This is a genomic window from Massilia violaceinigra (assembly GCF_002752675.1).
In the GTDB taxonomy this organism is placed as follows: Bacteria; Pseudomonadota; Gammaproteobacteria; order Burkholderiales; family Burkholderiaceae_D; genus Telluria_A; species Telluria_A violaceinigra.
Map to the genome: position 1 here is coordinate 3,169,291 of NZ_CP024608.1, position 14,369 is coordinate 3,183,659.

The following is a 14,369-nucleotide window of genomic DNA, read 5'->3' on the forward strand; positions in this document are numbered from 1 at the left end:
GCAAACCCGTCGGCCGAATCCTAATAGCCAATCGATCTATGCAAATAAGAAATGCTTCGTTTGCGTTATGAGGTTCAAGTGCGATTATTGCCGCCTATTAGACGATTTTGTAATAAGAGGCCCCATGTCCGCCGTCCATCCCCTTCCGAGAAAAGCGCCGCGCCGGGTCCTGCCCGGCTTCGGCCTGACCCTCGGGTTCACCATTTTTTATCTCTGCCTGATCGTCCTGATCCCGCTGTCGTCGGTCTTTCTCAAGACCTTCGCCATGACCTGGGAAGCGTTCTGGGAGGTGGTCGCGTCGGAGCAGGCGGTGGCCTCGTATCGCTTGAGCTTCGGCGCTTCCTTCGTTGCGGCGGTTATCAATACGGTCTTCGGCGGCATCGTCGCGTGGGTGCTGGTGCGCTACGAGTTCCCGGGCAAGCGCTTCATGGACGCCCTGGTCGACCTGCCGTTCGCGCTGCCCACCGCGGTGGCCGGCATCACCTTGACCGCGCTGTACTCGAGCAATGGCTGGATCGGCAAATACTTCACCGAACTTGGCATCAAGGTCTCGTACACGCCGCTCGGCGTGGTGGTCGCGCTCACCTTCATCGGCTTGCCCTTCGTCGTGCGCACAGTGCAGCCGGTGTTGGAAGACCTGGAAAAAGAACTCGAGGAAGCCGCCGCCAGCCTGGGCGCCAACGCCTGGCAAACCTTCACGCGCGTGGTGTTCCCGGCCGTGATGCCGGCCCTGCTGACCGGCTTCGCGCTCTCGTTCGCGCGCGCCACCGGCGAATTCGGCTCGGTCATTTTCATCGCCGGCAACCAGCCGATGATTTCCGAGATCACGCCGCTCCTCATCTACATCAAGCTCGAAGCGTACAACTACGCCGGCGCCACCGCCATCGCCGTGGTGATGCTGCTGGCCTCATTCGCGCTGCTGTTGGCCATCAATCTGCTACAGGCGTGGACCCGCGCCAGGACGGGGAAAAAATGAGCACCGTGATCAACCAGGCGGGGTCGCCCGCCGCCAAAGGCGCCGCGCCCAAGCGCCGCTCGCTCAGGGACTGGTTCCTGCGCCGCTCGCACCCGCTCGAACCGGTCTGGGTCAGCCTGCTGCTCAAGCTCGTCGCCTTTGCGTTCCTGACCCTGTTCCTGTTCATTCCGCTGGCCGCCGTGTTTGCCGAAGCGTTCAAGAAGGGCATCGAGGTCTACGTGGCGGCCATCACCGACCCGGACGCCGTCGCAGCCATCAAGCTGACCCTGATCGTCGCCTTCATCTCGGTGCCGTTCAACCTGGTGTTCGGCGTGTGCGCGGCCTGGTGCATCGCCAAATTCGAGTTCCGCGGCAAAGCCATTCTGCTCACGCTGATCGACCTGCCGTTTTCGGTCTCGCCGGTGATCGCGGGCCTGATCTATGTGCTCATGTTCGGCGCCCAGGGTTGGTTCGGCGGCTGGCTCGCCGCCAACGACATCAAGATCCTGTTCGCGGTGCCGGGCATCGTGCTGGCCACCGTCTTCATCACCTTCCCGTTCGTGGCGCGCGAACTCATTCCGCTGATGCAGTCGCAGGGCAACGAGGAAGAAGAGGCCGCGCTGGTACTGGGCGCCTCCGGCTGGAACACCTTCTGGCGCGTGACGCTGCCGAACATCAAATGGGGCCTGCTGTACGGCGTGATCTTGTGTAATGCCCGCGCGATGGGCGAGTTCGGCGCGGTGTCGGTGGTGTCGGGCCACATCCGCGGCGAGACCACCACCATGCCGCTGCACGTGGAAATCCTCTACAACGAATACAACTTCGCGGCCGCCTTTGCCGTCGCCTCGCTGCTGGCAATGCTGGCGCTGGTGACCCTGGCGATCAAAACCTTTGTCGAATGGCGTTTGCGCGAAACGATCGCGTTTCACGCCGAAGCACGCAACATGGAGCACGGATCATGACGATCGAAGTTAGTAATATCAACAAGCGGTTCGGCGATTTTGTCGCCCTCGACAATGTGTCGCTGCAGTTCCCTTCGGGCGAACTGACCGCGTTGCTCGGCCCTTCCGGCTGCGGCAAGACCACGCTGCTGCGCATCATCGCGGGCCTGGAGCATCCGGACAGCGGGCGCGTGCTGCTCGACGGCCAGGATGCGTCGGACCGCCACGTGCGCGAGCGCCAGGTCGGCTTCGTGTTCCAGCATTACGCGCTGTTCAAGCACATGACCGTGTTCGAGAACGTCGCCTTCGGGCTGCGCGTCAAGCCGCGCAAGGACCGTCCGAACGAACAGCAGATCCGCCACAAGGTGCAGCAGCTGCTCGAACTGGTGCAGCTCGACTGGCTGGCCGACCGCCATCCGCCGCAGCTCTCGGGCGGGCAGCGTCAGCGCATTGCGCTGGCGCGCGCGCTGGCGGTGGAACCGCGCGTGCTGCTGCTCGACGAGCCGTTCGGCGCGCTCGACGCCAAGGTGCGCAAGGAATTGCGGCGCTGGCTGCGCCGCCTGCACGACGACCTGCACGTGACCAGCATCTTCGTCACCCACGACCAGGAAGAAGCGCTGGAAGTGTCGGACCAGGTGGTGTTGATGAACAAGGGCCGGGTCGAGCAGCTCGGCTCTCCCGAGCAGGTGTACAACAATCCGGCTTCGCCATTCGTGTACGGCTTCCTCGGCAATGTGAACCTGTTCCACGGACGCGTGAACGACGGCATCATGGCCAGCGGCGACGCCAGTTTTTCGGTGCCGGGCAATGCGTCGGCCACCAACGGGCAGGGGATCGCCTACGTGCGCCCGCACGATCTTGACATCGACCGCTACACGCCGGGCGCCGAGGGCATCGTCGTCAAGCTGCGCCGCGCGCACGCCATCGGTCCGCTGGCGCAGCTCGACCTGGAGCGCGCCGACAATGCCGAATTGATCGAAGCGGTCATTCCCAACGAGCGCTATCGCCAGTTGCAGTTGAAGGAAGGCGAAACCCTGGTGGTGCGTCCGCGCCGGATGCAGGTGTTTGTCGACCAGGGAGCGGCGATATGAATTTCCAACAACTGCGCTCGATCCGTGAAGCGGCCCGGCGCGGCTACAACCTGACCGAGGTCGCCAATGCGCTGTTCACGTCGCAGCCGGGCGTGAGCCGCCAGATCCGCGAACTCGAAGACGAACTTGGCGTGGTGATCTTCGAGCGCAACGGCAAGCGCCTGACCGGGCTGACCGATCCGGGCAAGGGCATCTTGAAAATCATCGACCGCCTGCTGGTGGAGGCCGAGAATCTGCAGCAGGCCAGCATGGAATACGCGGGCCAGAACAGCGGCACGCTGACCATCGCCGCGACCCACACCCAGGCGCGCTATGCCTTGCCGAAGGTGGTGCAATCGTTCCGCAACGATTTTCCGGACGTGCGCATCGCGCTGCAGCAGAGCGCTCCCGATCATATCGCCGAGTGGGTCCTGTCGGGCAAGGCCGATATCGGCATCGCCACCGAGGGCTTGTCGCAGTTCCCCGACCTGGTGTCGTTCCCGTGCTACCGCTGGAGCCATCTGATCGTGGTGCCGGACGGTCATCCGCTGCTCAATTGTTCGCCGATCCGGCTGGAAGACCTGGCCGGCTATCCGCTCATTACCTACGATGTGGGCTTCACGGGGCGCGGGCATATCGATGCGGCGTTCGCCAAGGCGGGGGTGCGCACCGACATCGTGCTCACGGCGATGGATTCGGACGTCATCAAGCAGTATGTGAGCCTGGGGATGGGCGTGGGGATCGTGGCCTCGATGGCGTTCGATCATGGCCGCGACAAGGGTTTGCGCGCGGTCGAAGCGTCGCACCTGTTCGCGCCCAACGTGACGCGGCTGGCGGTGCGGCGCGGCGCCTATCTGCGCGCGTATGCCTATCACTTCATCGAGCAGTTCGCGCCGGATGTGTCGCGCGCCGACATCGAGCGCGCGCTGGACGCTGACGCTCCGCGCGAAGCGTAGCCACTGCCGTTTCTGGCACTGCCGGAAACGGCTTCCCGCCGGGTGCCGCCGTGGCGTGGGAACGACGCGCTTGCAAATGCGAATGATTCTCGTTTATACTTGATTTCAGCAAGCCATCCACCCACGCATAGCCCGCCGCCGTTGCCAGCCACTGCATACCGTCAAGGAAGCATCGTGCCGAGCAAACATCCACAGAATCCAAGCGAACCTTGCCAGCATGTGACGATCGCCGACAGCACCATCGGCCACGTCAGCATCTGCCCCGAATGCAGCGTATTGCACCTGTCGCTGAACCATGTCTCGGTGCGCTTCACGCCGGAAGCGTTCCGCGCGCTGTCCGGCATGGTCGGCGACGCCCAGGCGCGGCTCGACCACGTAGCCCAGTCCAATGCCGCCGCCGCCGCTGCCGCCGTCATCGACGAAGCGCGCCACGGCCCCAAGCTGCACTAAGGAGACGCGTATGTGCGACCACGATGCCAAGAAGCCGCTCGCGCGGTTCTTCCCCCCTGACGGCGAACCGGCTTCGCGCACCTCGTCGTCGCGCCGCCAGCGCCTGTGGGAACTGCCGGCCAATACCCACTGCCCCGTGATCGGCGTGTGCCTGCCGCTCGGCGTGCTGCGCAAGCTGGTGAACAAGGGCGTGCGCGGCCAGGCGCTGGCCGATGACTACGAAATCCACGTCGGCGCGGTGGCAGAATGCGCCACCCGCAATCGCATCTCGAACCTGCTGCAGGATGCGCTCGACCAGCGTTATGCGCTGGTGCTGCTGCGCTTTCGCGATGCACGCAGCGGCGATGCCGTCATGCTGATGTGGCGCCAGGCGATCGCGCAGGGCGACGTGGCCGGTGCCTTCTGGGCCGCGCTGACGCACCCGCGCAGCGACTTCCTGGTGCAGGACACGGTGCTGCGCGAAATGCACATGATCCAGCATCAGGCCGGGGCCACCACGCGCATCGACCATGCGCGTTATCTGGAACTGCAGGAAGAGAATGCGGCGCTGGGGGCCGAACTGGCGCAGGCGCAGCAGCGCCACGTGCGCACGCTGGCGGAGAAGGCGCGCGAGCTGGAACAGGTGCAGGCGCAGTTGATGAATGCGCGCGCCGAGCTGGTGGCGCGCGACAGCAAGTTTGCGTTCCTGCAGGCGGATATGGCGGAACTGAGCGCGTCGGTGCCCGAGCTGGAAGCGCGCACGCGGCTCAAGCAGAAGCTCGATGAAGCGGCGCAGCGCCTGGGCGCGCGCGATGCGCAGCTGGCGCAGTTGCGCCAGCAATTGGCGGCGTCCACGCGCCAGCTCGACGCCTTGCAGGCGGCGCGGCCGGTGGACGTGCCGGTGTGCGAGGAAGATGCAGCCGAGGCGATCGCCGCGGCGCAGCTGGTCGACAAGACTTTATTGTGCGTCGGTGGCAGGAGTGCCAGCGTGGCCAGCTACCGCTGCATGACCGAGGAGGCGGGGGCAAGGTTCGCGCACCATGACGGAGGGCAGGAGCATGGGGCAGATTTGCTCGACGCGAACCTGGCGGCGGCCGATCTGGTGATTTGCCAGACCGGGTGCATCAGCCACAATGCGTACTGGCGCGTGAAAGAGCATTGCAAGCGCACGGGCAAGCAGTGCGTGTTCGTGGAAAATCCGAGCAGTACGAGTTTTTCGAGGGGGCTGCGGCAGATCGCGATATTGGCTGCATAACGTCGTTCCCGCCTGCGCGGGAACGACGGTTCTAAAACGATTCTAAGCGGAGCGACGGTTAACTACGCGCCCGGGTTGGTGATGCGCGCGTGGATCGCGTCGATCTCGGCCACCACTTCCGGGGTCAATGTCACCGACATCGCATCGATGTTTTCCTTCAGCTGCGCCAGGCTGGTCGCGCCGATGATGGTCGAGGCCACGAACCAGCGCGAGTAGCACCATGCGAGCGCCATCTGCGTTGGCGTCATGCCGTTCGCGCGCGCCAGCGCCGCGTACTCCTTCACCGCCGCCAGCACCGGCGCGCGCAGGTAACGCGGGCTCCACGACGCCGGAAAAATCGTCAGCCGTCCGCTCGCCTTGGGATCATCCAGGTACTTCGCGCTCAACTGCCCGAACGCCAGTGGACTGTAGGCCAGCAAACCGACATCCTCGCGGTAGCAGGTCTCGTCCATCAGACTGGTTTCGAAATTGCGCGCGGTCAGGTTGTACAGGTTCTGGACGCTGGCGATGCGCGGCAAGCCGCGCATGTCGGCCTGCTTCACAAATTCGCTCACGCCCCACGCGCTCTCGTTCGACAAGCCGATATGCCCGATCTTTCCAGCGTCGATCAGGCTTCCCAGCGCAGCCAGCGTCTCTTCGACCGGAATGGCTTCGCGCTCCTTGGCCGGATCGAACGCGGTAGCGCCAAAAATCGGCACATTCCGGCTCGGCCAGTGCAGCTGATACAAATCGATATGATCGGTCTGCAGGCGCCGCAGGCTGTCTTCCACTGCCGTGCGCAGGCTGGCGGCGTCGAGGTTCTGCTTTCCTTCGCGGACCCAGTGCAGGTTCGGATTCGGCCCGGCCGCCTTGGTGGCCAGCACGATCTCGCTACGCCTGCCGCTCTTTTTCAGCCAGCTGCCGATAAAGCGCTCGGTATCGCCCTGCGTCTGGGGACGTGGCATGACCGGATACATTTCGGCGGTGTCGACAAAATTGATGCCGCGCTCGAGCGCGTAATCGAGCTGGCTGTGCGCATCGGCCTCGCTATTTTGCTCGCCGAAGGTCATGGTGCCGAGACAGATGCTGGATACCTCGAGCGGCGTGCGTCCGAGCCTGGTCTTGATCATGGTGCGTTCCTTATGGTCGAAGGGCCTGCGCGCATTCGCGGATCAGGCCCGGTCCTTGATAGATCAGGCCAGTGTACAGCTGCACCAGCGAGGCGCCGAGATTGATCTTCTCTTTTGCATCGGCACCGCGCATGATGCCGCCCACGCCGATGATCGGCAGCGCGTCGCCCAGTTCCTGGCGCAGCGCGCGGATGACGATGTTCGACAGGTCGTACACCGGTTCGCCCGATACGCCGCCGGTCTCCTGGCCGTGCCGCATGCGGTCGACCAGGCGGTGACTGAGCGTGGTATTGGTGGCGATGACGCCGTCGATCTTGTGGCGCAGCAGGGCCGCGGCGATATCCTTGATCTGGTCGCCGTCGACGTCCGGTGCGATCTTGAGCGCCAGCGGCACGTAGCGCTTGTGCTGGTCGGCCAGGCGCAGTTGCGCGTCTTTCAGCCGCATGAGCAGCGCGTCCAGTTCCGACGCGCCCTGCAGCTGGCGCAGGTTGGCAGTGTTGGGCGAGGAGATATTGACCGTCACGTAGCTGGCGTACGGGTATACTTTTTCGAGGCAGTGCAGATAATCGTCGACCGCGTTTTCGATCGGCGTGCTGGCGTTCTTGCCGATGTTCAGGCCAAGCACGCCGCGCTTATCCTGGTAAAACTTCGACGCCTGCACATTGGCCACAAAAGCGTCGACGCCGCCATTGTTAAAGCCCATGCGGTTGATCACCGCGCGCTTGGCCGGAATGCGAAACATGCGCGGCTTGGGATTGCCCGGCTGCGGCTTGGGCGTGACGGTGCCCACTTCGATGAAGCCGAAACCGAGCGCTGACAGGCCGTCGATGTAGGCGCCATCCTTGTCCAGCCCCGCAGCCAGGCCGACCGGGTTGGGGAAGGTGATGCCCATGACGGAGCGCGGGTCGGGCGCGGGCTTTTTCATCAGACCGGTCAGGCCGATGGCGGCGGCGCTGCGCAGGGCGGGCAGGGTGACGTTATGCGCCGTCTCGGGCTTGAGCGCGAACAGCAGGGGACGACCTAAGGCATACAGCAGTTTCTGGGACATGGAGTGCTCGGGTTGGTGCGGGTCCCGGCATTTTACCGTGTGCCGGCGCCGCCCGCCCACAAGCTGCTATCGGTTCAGCAGACTCCAGATGCCGTCGATGCGCGCTTCGAGCGGGCGGAAGTTGATCTTGTAGGCCATCTTGGGACTTTGTTCGATCCAGTAGCCCAGATAGACAAAGGGCAGTTTCAGTTCGCTGGCCTGGGCGATCTGCCACAGCACGTTGTAGGTGCCGAAGGAGGCGCCGGGGACGTCGGGATCGAAAAACGTGTACACCGACGACAGGCCGTCGGAGAGCACGTCGATGATCGAGACCATGCGCAGTACGCCGTCCTCGGGATCGCGAAACTCCACCAGGCGCGTGTTGACCCGGCTTTGCAGCAAAAACTGCGCGTACTGGTCGCGGCTGTCCTGGTCCATGCCGCCGCCGACATGGCGCGTGGTCTGGTAGCGCAGGTAGAGCGCGTAGTGTTCGTCCGAAAAACTCAGGTTGGCGACCGTGGCCACCAGTCCCGCATGGCGGGTCCAGGCGCGCCGCTGGCCGCGGCTGGACGTGAATTCGGCGGCGCGCACGCGCACCGGGATGCAGGCGTTGCAGCCGTCGCAGTAAGGACGGTAGGTGAAGATGCCGCTGCGCCGGAAGCCATTTTTGACCAGTTCGGAGTAGACGTCGGCGTTGATCAGGTGCGAAGGGGTGGCCACTTGCGAGCGCGCCTGCCGGGCGTCGAGGTAGCTGCACGGGTAGGGCGCTGTGGTGTAGAACTGCAGCGTCGAGAAAGGCAGGTCGTTTAAGTGCGTCATGCAGTCGCTTTCGATACGGCGTAGTTGCGATCGGTGGCCCTGGTTGCTTCCTTGTTATCTATTGTAGCGAAACTTTACGCTGTTTACCGCGTCTGTGTAAATGGCGATCCTGGTTTCCATTCGGCGATGCCCGGTTTGGCGATCGCGTCGCGCAAATGCGCCAGAAACGCGGCGCGCGAGATGGGGGCGGCGCCCAGCGAGGCCAGGTGGCCGGTCTCCTGCTGGCAGTCGATCATGGTCACGCCCTGTCCGCGCAAAAAAGCGACCAGCCATGCCAGCGCGATCTTGGAGCCGTCGGTCACGCGCGCGAACATCGATTCGCCGTAAAACATGCGTCCTATGCACACGCCATAGGCGCCGCCGACCAATTCGCCGTCGAGCCAGAGCTCGGACGAGTGGGCGTAGCCCATCGCGTGCAGGCCGGTATAGCCGGCGATGATCTCGTCCGAAATCCAGGTGCCCGGGCCATCCTTGCGCGGGGCGGCGCAGGCGCGCATCACGTCCTCGAACGCGCTGTCGAAGCGTACCTGCCAGCGCCCGCCTTCTTCCATGCTGCGCTCGACCCGGCGCAGGGCCTTGCGCAGACTGTCGCTGATGCGAAAATCGGCCGTCATCAGCACCATGCGCGGATCGGTACTCCACCACAGGATGGGCTGGCCTTCGGAGAACCACGGAAAGATGCCGTGCCGGTAGGCGCTCAGCAGGCGCTCGGGCGAGAGGTCGGCGCCGGCCGCCAGCAAGCCCGGCGCGTCGGATGTGAGCGCTTCGGAAACGTCGGGAAACGGCGAATGGGTTTCAAGCCAGGGGATCATGGCTCAGTCGGGATCGCTGGAGATACGCATCGGGCGCACGATGTCGTGCGTGTGAAAGCCGAAGCCGCCGCCCTCGCGCATGCGGGCACAATCGGCGAAAAACAGTTCCAGCGTCTTGCGGATGGTGGGGAAGGCCAGTTCCTCCCAAGGAATCTCGTGCTCGGCGAACATGCGCACGTCCAGGCTTTCAATGCCGGGAGCGAAGTCCAGGCTGCGCAGGCGGGCCAGGTAGAACAAGTGGACCTGATGCACCTGAGCCACGTTCAACAGGCTGAACAGGCTGCCGATTTCGATGTCGGCGCCGGCTTCCTCTTCGGTTTCACGCACGGCGGCCTCGGCCGTCGTTTCGCTGTTTTCCATGAAGCCAGCCGGCAAGGTCCAGAAACCGTGGCGCGGTTCGATGGCGCGCTTGCAGAGCAGCACGCGGACTTCTTCGCCTTCCGGTTGCCAGACGGGAATGGAGCCGACGACAAGTTTGGGGTTTTGGTAGTGAATCGCCGCGCATTGCTTGCAGACATAGCGCGGGCGGTTATCGCCCTCGGGGATGAGCAGGTCGACGGGATGGGCGCACTCGGAACAAAATTTCATAGGGAATGGGAAGAATGATTTTCGCTTACTTTACACCGATTGCCGGGCGAATGCGGTTCGCGCAGAGGGTAAACCGGGCCTGACGCCCCTGCGCCTGGGTTCGGCTGAGCCCTATCGCACGCCTTGATTGGATTAATATTGCCTAATTACGAAAAGCCCCCTATAATAGCTACATACAGACGCGGGGTGGAGCAGTCTGGCAGCTCGTCGGGCTCATAACCCGAAGGTCACAGGTTCAAATCCTGTCCCCGCAACCAAATACAGCTAGCCGCTGATTCTCTTACGGGAATCAGCGGCTTTCGCTTTTGCGGGTTGGGTATTTGCGCTGGCGTCCATGCAGGTCCGGATGCGCCTCAGGCAAACGCCAGCTCAGACGGTGGTTTTTTTCTTGGTGGTTGTCGCCGCTACCGTCTTGGCCGTCGCCGCATTTCTTTTCTGTGCTTTCAGTGGAAGCTTGCCCAGTGCGGGGGCGTCCGCAGGCGCCATATCCGTCCAGGGATGAAAATTTGGCAGGGGAATTCTTTTGCCTTCTTTACTAAGCAGCGTGATCTCCAGATCCATTCCTAAAGCATTCACGTAACGTTGAAGCGTGGAAACGTAGATATCTGTCCGTTTTTCCAGTTGGGATACCGCATTTTGCTGAATGCCCAAGGTCTTGGCTATTTGCGCCTGGGTCTGCCCGACCGCTTTCCGTAAAACTTCCAGTGAGTCAGCTTGAGCAATCATATTGTCCGCGTACTTCTGCGCTTTAGACTCGATGGTCTTCCTGCGTTCTGGTGGAAGAGCACTCATCAATTCCGCGATGGATTTCCCCATGTCACTTCTCCTTCTCTTTCCTGTCAAGTGCTTTCAGGTGTAAACCAAAACGCGCATCGGCTACAGCAATCAGTTTTTTGTAGAACAATTTTTCGTTTTTGCCCTGCTTGTTTGCGGCCGCCAGGATTACGCCTCGACGTTCGGGATCGAAAGCAAATGCGGCACGCCAGATTTGTGTTCCGTCCTGGGACGTGAAACGGATTTCCTTCATGTTGTCGTATTTCGACTGTTTTAACGTATCGACCAATGGCCTGCCGTGTTTTGGACCCGCAATTTCGATTGCCCTTGCAGCAGCCAATAACTCGTCCCTGATGTCCTCATCCAGGTGCATGAACTCACGTTGAAATTCCTCATGCAGAGACATCACCCACATGTCCGGAGGCTGAATCGTGGGCTTTCTTCGCGTCTTCAAGTATCACCTCCGCGTGATATCACGTCAAGCTGATACGGCAAGTAGCGCTCCAGCGATCCAATGACTGGTGTTACTCATGAGCGACTCCTGACGTGGCGACTGGCGCCAACAATTCGGAAGCCCTCAATCTATCAGCGTCGTGCACGCAGTTCAACCGTGCCAGGGCCACGAATCGACGGATCTGCGGACAATGTTCTTGCCTGTTGAGGCTGGACAAGAACATCGCCTTGTCAGATGATCGAGCGCGCCAGCTCAGGACTGCTGATGCAACGCCGCCATGGCTTCCCCGATATACGCCTTCATCGCATCGGTGATCCAGCTGCCGATCATCAGCAGCGGCTCCTTCTCGTAAGCGACGCGGATTTTCGCGTGGGTGGCGGGATCGTCGCCGGCGAACGACTGCGACAAATCGATCCACTCTCGCATCAATTGCCCCACCTGCGGATCGGCCGGTGCGGCGCCGCTCGCAATCGCCTTGCGCACGCGCGCGATCAGCCCGGGCCACTCGTCCATGCGGATGCGGTAGTGCGCATCCATGTACGCAAATTCCTCGGGCGACAGGTATTTTTTGAACATCGCCAGGCGCGACTGCGCAAACGCTTCCTTGAGATAGGCCTCGACGTCGGGCGTCACGCCATTCTGCTCGCGCAGGGCTGGCTCGTGCGCCTGCATGGCGAGAATGCGCACCATGACATCGGGGTCGCCGTTGGTGTCGCGTTCCATCTTGAGCATCCATTCCTGCGACAGCGTTTGCGCTTCGGCGGCCGATGGCGGCGTGCCGGCGGCGATCATCTGCTTGAAGCGCGCCACCATCGCATCCCACTCGGCGATGCAGGCGGCGTCGCCGGCGAAAAACGGCAGCTGTTTCAGTTCTTCTTTTGAAAAATAAGTATCGACCATCGTCATCAACTCCAGAGTAGTGAGCCACGCGGCCAGGTCGGGCTCCACACCGGCATCGAGTTCACGGTGCAGCTTTGTCAGCTGCCCGCGCAAGATGCCGGCCTGGTCGATCTGTCGGTTCAGCGCGGCGATCTGCTGCTCGACGATGGTCGACAGGTTCGAGCCCGGATTGGCCAGGAAGGTTCCGATGTCGGCCAGCGACACGCCGAAACGGCGCAGTGCCTGCACCTGGTGCAGGCGGGCGATGTCGTCGCGGTTGTACAGGCGGTAGCCGGCGTCGGAACGCGCCGAAGGGGAGAGCAGGCCGATGCTGTCGTAATGATGAAGCGCACGCACCGTCAGTCCCGACCGTTTCGCCAGCTCGCCTATTTTTAACCTCATCGAATCACTCCTTGTCTTCATGCGTAAGCGCAGTGTGGAGTCTGACGTGACGTCAGGGTCAAGCGGCTTGTTCGTCGCCGCGCGGATGCAGGCTGGCCCACAGGTGGGCCGCGGCCATGGTGCGGTGCGGTGCGTAGCGCGCCAGCAGCGCTTCAGTGCGCGCCATGTCCGGCTTGGCGTCTTCGCCCAGCAGATGCTGGAACGCCGCGCGGATCGCCACGTCGCCATGCAGCGAACAATCGGCGTAGCCATAGCCGCGCAGCAGGGCGTAGTTGACGGTCCATGGGCCGATGCCCTTGACGGCCAGCAGCGAGGCCGCCACCCGGGCCGCATCATCGCTGCGATCGAGCGTCAGTTCGCCGCTGTCGACCAGGTGCGCAAGGCGCAGCAGGGTGTCGGCCTTGGAGCGCGAGAATTTGCGGGTGGTGAGATCGCCGGCATCGAGGCGGGCCACGTCGCGCGCCTCCGGATAGCACCACAAGCCGCTGCCGTGCTGGCGCCCGGCCTGCAAAATGAAAGTGCGGCGCAGCGCAATGGCGAAGGTCAGGTTGATTTGCTGGCCGATGATGGCCCAGGTCAGCGCCTCGAAAATCGTGGCCGACTGCACGATGCGCAAACCGGGCTGGCGCTGCGCCACGGGCCCCAGCAGCGGGTCGCCGGCAACGGCTGCCAGGAAGGGCGCCGGGTCGATGCGCAGCGCCAGGATGTTGAGCAGGGCGTCGTCGATCTGGCGCAGATCGTCGGGTGTCAGTGGCCCGTCGGCCTGCACCGTGCAGTGCGCCACGCCGGCGCCGAGGGCGATGTCGAGCAACACCGGCACGCCGCCGATCATCACGCCCTTGCGGATGCGCTCCGGCTCGACCTGTTCGGCCACGGCTTCGGTGTCGCGGCTGTGGAAGGCCAGAATGTCGGCGCTGCGGTAAAGCGCCGGAAGGGGGATCGACGTCTGCAAGCGCTTGCCTATTTGCTGGTGGAAGAGGGCGCAACGATAGCACGTGCGCGGAACGGCGTGAATCCGGTCACCAGCGCCGTGCCGGCGATGACCACGGCGGCGCCGGCGACGGTGTGCCAGCCCACGTGTTCGGATAAAAACAGCACGCCCCACAAAATGCCGAACAGGGGACTGAGGAAGGTGACCGTGAGCGCGGAAGTCGGGCCGACTTGCTGTATCAGCTTGAAGTACATGATGTAGGCGATGCCGCTGCAAAGTACGCCCAGCGCGAGCGCGGCGCCCATGATGCCCGGCGTGGCCGCGGCGGGAGCGGGGAAAAACGGCAGCGCCGGAATCACCAGCACGGTGGCGGCCCACATGCTGCCGTGCGCGTTGGCGTACGGTTCGACGGTTTTGGCCGACCTGGCGTAGGTGCTGGCCACGCTGTAGCAGAAGGCTGCCAGCAGGGCCGCCGCGATGGCGAGCGGCGCGCCGGGACGCGTGGTGACGTCGTCGAAGCCGACCAGCAGGGCCACGCCGCAGGTGCCGAGCACCAGGCCGAGTACCTGCTTGCCGGCGATGGCCTGGCGCGACCAGAGCGCGCCGATCAGCGCGCCCCACATCGGCGCGGTGGCGTTGAGCACCGACAGCACGGAGGCCGACAAGGTGCGCGCGACGAAAGCGAACAGCAGAAAGGGCAGGGCGGAGTTGATGAAGCCGAGGATCAGGTAGTGCTTCCAGTTGGCGGCCAGGTCGAGGCGCTTCTTGAGGATCGCGCCGACGATGGCCAGGAACACGGCGGCGAAGGCGACCCGGTACTCGATCAGCACGGCCGGCCCGAGCACGGGCGCGGCGATGCGCATGAAGAGAAAGGAACTGCCCCAGATGGCGGCGAGGACGATCAGGCGAAGCAGACTGGCTGTGTTCATGGATGGATTCCCGGTGCGCCCGTCGCACTGTGTAACGAA

The 14,369-nt window shown here is 63.4% G+C and carries 16 protein-coding genes and 1 tRNA gene; 7 read left to right on the plus strand and 10 right to left on the minus strand.

What is annotated here, in order from left to right; all coding sequences use genetic code 11:
* Positions 1 to 124 precede the first annotated feature (124 nt).
* The 6 genes from cysT to CR152_RS14350 all read left to right on the plus strand — a co-directional run bounded on the left by cysT (position 125) and on the right by CR152_RS14350 (position 5,606).
* Positions 125 to 976 carry a sulfate ABC transporter permease subunit CysT gene (cysT, locus tag CR152_RS14325; RefSeq protein ID WP_099875511.1) on the plus strand — a complete coding sequence of 284 codons (852 nt, stop codon included), beginning with the start codon at positions 125 to 127 and terminating at the stop codon, positions 974 to 976.
* Positions 973 to 1,917: a sulfate ABC transporter permease subunit CysW gene (cysW, locus tag CR152_RS14330; protein ID WP_099875512.1), complete on the plus strand. Its 945-nt coding sequence runs from the start codon at positions 973 to 975 to the stop codon at positions 1,915 to 1,917. Before cysT ends, cysW begins: the two co-directional genes overlap by 4 nt.
* A complete protein-coding gene (locus tag CR152_RS14335) occupies positions 1,914 to 2,987 on the plus strand; it encodes a sulfate/molybdate ABC transporter ATP-binding protein (protein WP_099875513.1) in 1,074 nt (357 codons plus the stop codon). Before cysW ends, CR152_RS14335 begins: the two co-directional genes overlap by 4 nt.
* Positions 2,984 to 3,922: a CysB family HTH-type transcriptional regulator gene (locus CR152_RS14340; RefSeq protein WP_099875514.1), complete on the plus strand. Its 939-nt coding sequence runs from the start codon at positions 2,984 to 2,986 to the stop codon at positions 3,920 to 3,922. Before CR152_RS14335 ends, CR152_RS14340 begins: the two co-directional genes overlap by 4 nt.
* A gap of 174 nt (positions 3,923 to 4,096) precedes the next feature.
* On the plus strand, positions 4,097 to 4,372 hold the full coding sequence (locus CR152_RS14345; protein WP_208640123.1) for a hypothetical protein: 276 nt from the start codon (positions 4,097 to 4,099) through the stop codon (positions 4,370 to 4,372).
* 10 nt (positions 4,373 to 4,382) lie between these two features.
* A complete protein-coding gene (locus tag CR152_RS14350) occupies positions 4,383 to 5,606 on the plus strand; it encodes a DUF2325 domain-containing protein (RefSeq protein ID WP_099875515.1) in 1,224 nt (407 codons plus the stop codon).
* Positions 5,607 to 5,668: 62 nt separating this feature from the next.
* Here CR152_RS14350 and CR152_RS14355 read toward each other — a convergent pair whose 3' ends face one another.
* From CR152_RS14355 to CR152_RS14375, 5 genes are all read right to left on the minus strand, one after another.
* Positions 5,669 to 6,715 (minus strand): aldo/keto reductase, encoded by a 1,047-nt coding sequence (locus CR152_RS14355; protein ID WP_099875516.1) that lies wholly within the window; start codon positions 6,713 to 6,715, stop codon positions 5,669 to 5,671.
* 10 nt (positions 6,716 to 6,725) lie between these two features.
* Complete coding sequence (locus CR152_RS14360) at positions 6,726 to 7,763, minus strand: quinone-dependent dihydroorotate dehydrogenase (RefSeq protein ID WP_099875517.1); 1,038 nt, start codon at positions 7,761 to 7,763, stop codon at positions 6,726 to 6,728.
* Positions 7,764 to 7,829: 66 nt separating this feature from the next.
* Positions 7,830 to 8,561 (minus strand): arginyltransferase, encoded by a 732-nt coding sequence (locus CR152_RS14365; protein ID WP_099875518.1) that lies wholly within the window; start codon positions 8,559 to 8,561, stop codon positions 7,830 to 7,832.
* Positions 8,562 to 8,644: 83 nt separating this feature from the next.
* Positions 8,645 to 9,373, minus strand: coding sequence for a leucyl/phenylalanyl-tRNA--protein transferase (aat, locus tag CR152_RS14370; RefSeq protein ID WP_099875519.1), 729 nt, complete (start codon positions 9,371 to 9,373; stop codon positions 8,645 to 8,647).
* Positions 9,374 to 9,376: 3 nt separating this feature from the next.
* Entirely contained in the window at positions 9,377 to 9,961 is a 585-nt protein-coding gene (locus CR152_RS14375; protein ID WP_099875520.1) for an NUDIX hydrolase, read from the minus strand.
* Between the two features lie 180 nt (positions 9,962 to 10,141).
* On the opposite strand from CR152_RS14375, the gene CR152_RS14380 reads away from it, so the two are divergent.
* Positions 10,142 to 10,218 (plus strand) — tRNA-Met (locus tag CR152_RS14380).
* 112 nt (positions 10,219 to 10,330) lie between these two features.
* Here the strand turns inward: CR152_RS14380 and CR152_RS14385 are convergent.
* The 5 genes from CR152_RS14385 to CR152_RS14405 all read right to left on the minus strand — a co-directional run bounded on the left by CR152_RS14385 (position 10,331) and on the right by CR152_RS14405 (position 14,330).
* Positions 10,331 to 10,777, minus strand: coding sequence for a helix-turn-helix domain-containing protein (locus CR152_RS14385; protein WP_099875521.1), 447 nt, complete (start codon positions 10,775 to 10,777; stop codon positions 10,331 to 10,333).
* A 1-nt stretch (position 10,778) separates the two neighbouring features.
* Positions 10,779 to 11,141, minus strand: a complete 363-nt coding sequence (locus CR152_RS14390) for a type II toxin-antitoxin system RelE/ParE family toxin (RefSeq protein ID WP_229413392.1) — start codon at positions 11,139 to 11,141, stop codon at positions 10,779 to 10,781.
* Positions 11,142 to 11,441: 300 nt separating this feature from the next.
* The gene (locus CR152_RS14395) at positions 11,442 to 12,470 is read right to left on the minus strand and encodes a MerR family transcriptional regulator (protein ID WP_099875523.1); all 1,029 of its coding nucleotides are present in this window, start codon (positions 12,468 to 12,470) and stop codon (positions 11,442 to 11,444) included.
* Positions 12,471 to 12,528: 58 nt separating this feature from the next.
* Positions 12,529 to 13,422, minus strand: coding sequence for a DNA-3-methyladenine glycosylase family protein (locus tag CR152_RS14400; RefSeq protein ID WP_099875524.1), 894 nt, complete (start codon positions 13,420 to 13,422; stop codon positions 12,529 to 12,531).
* Positions 13,423 to 13,430: 8 nt separating this feature from the next.
* On the minus strand, positions 13,431 to 14,330 hold the full coding sequence (locus CR152_RS14405) for a DMT family transporter (RefSeq protein WP_099875525.1): 900 nt from the start codon (positions 14,328 to 14,330) through the stop codon (positions 13,431 to 13,433).
* Positions 14,331 to 14,369 lie beyond the last annotated feature (39 nt).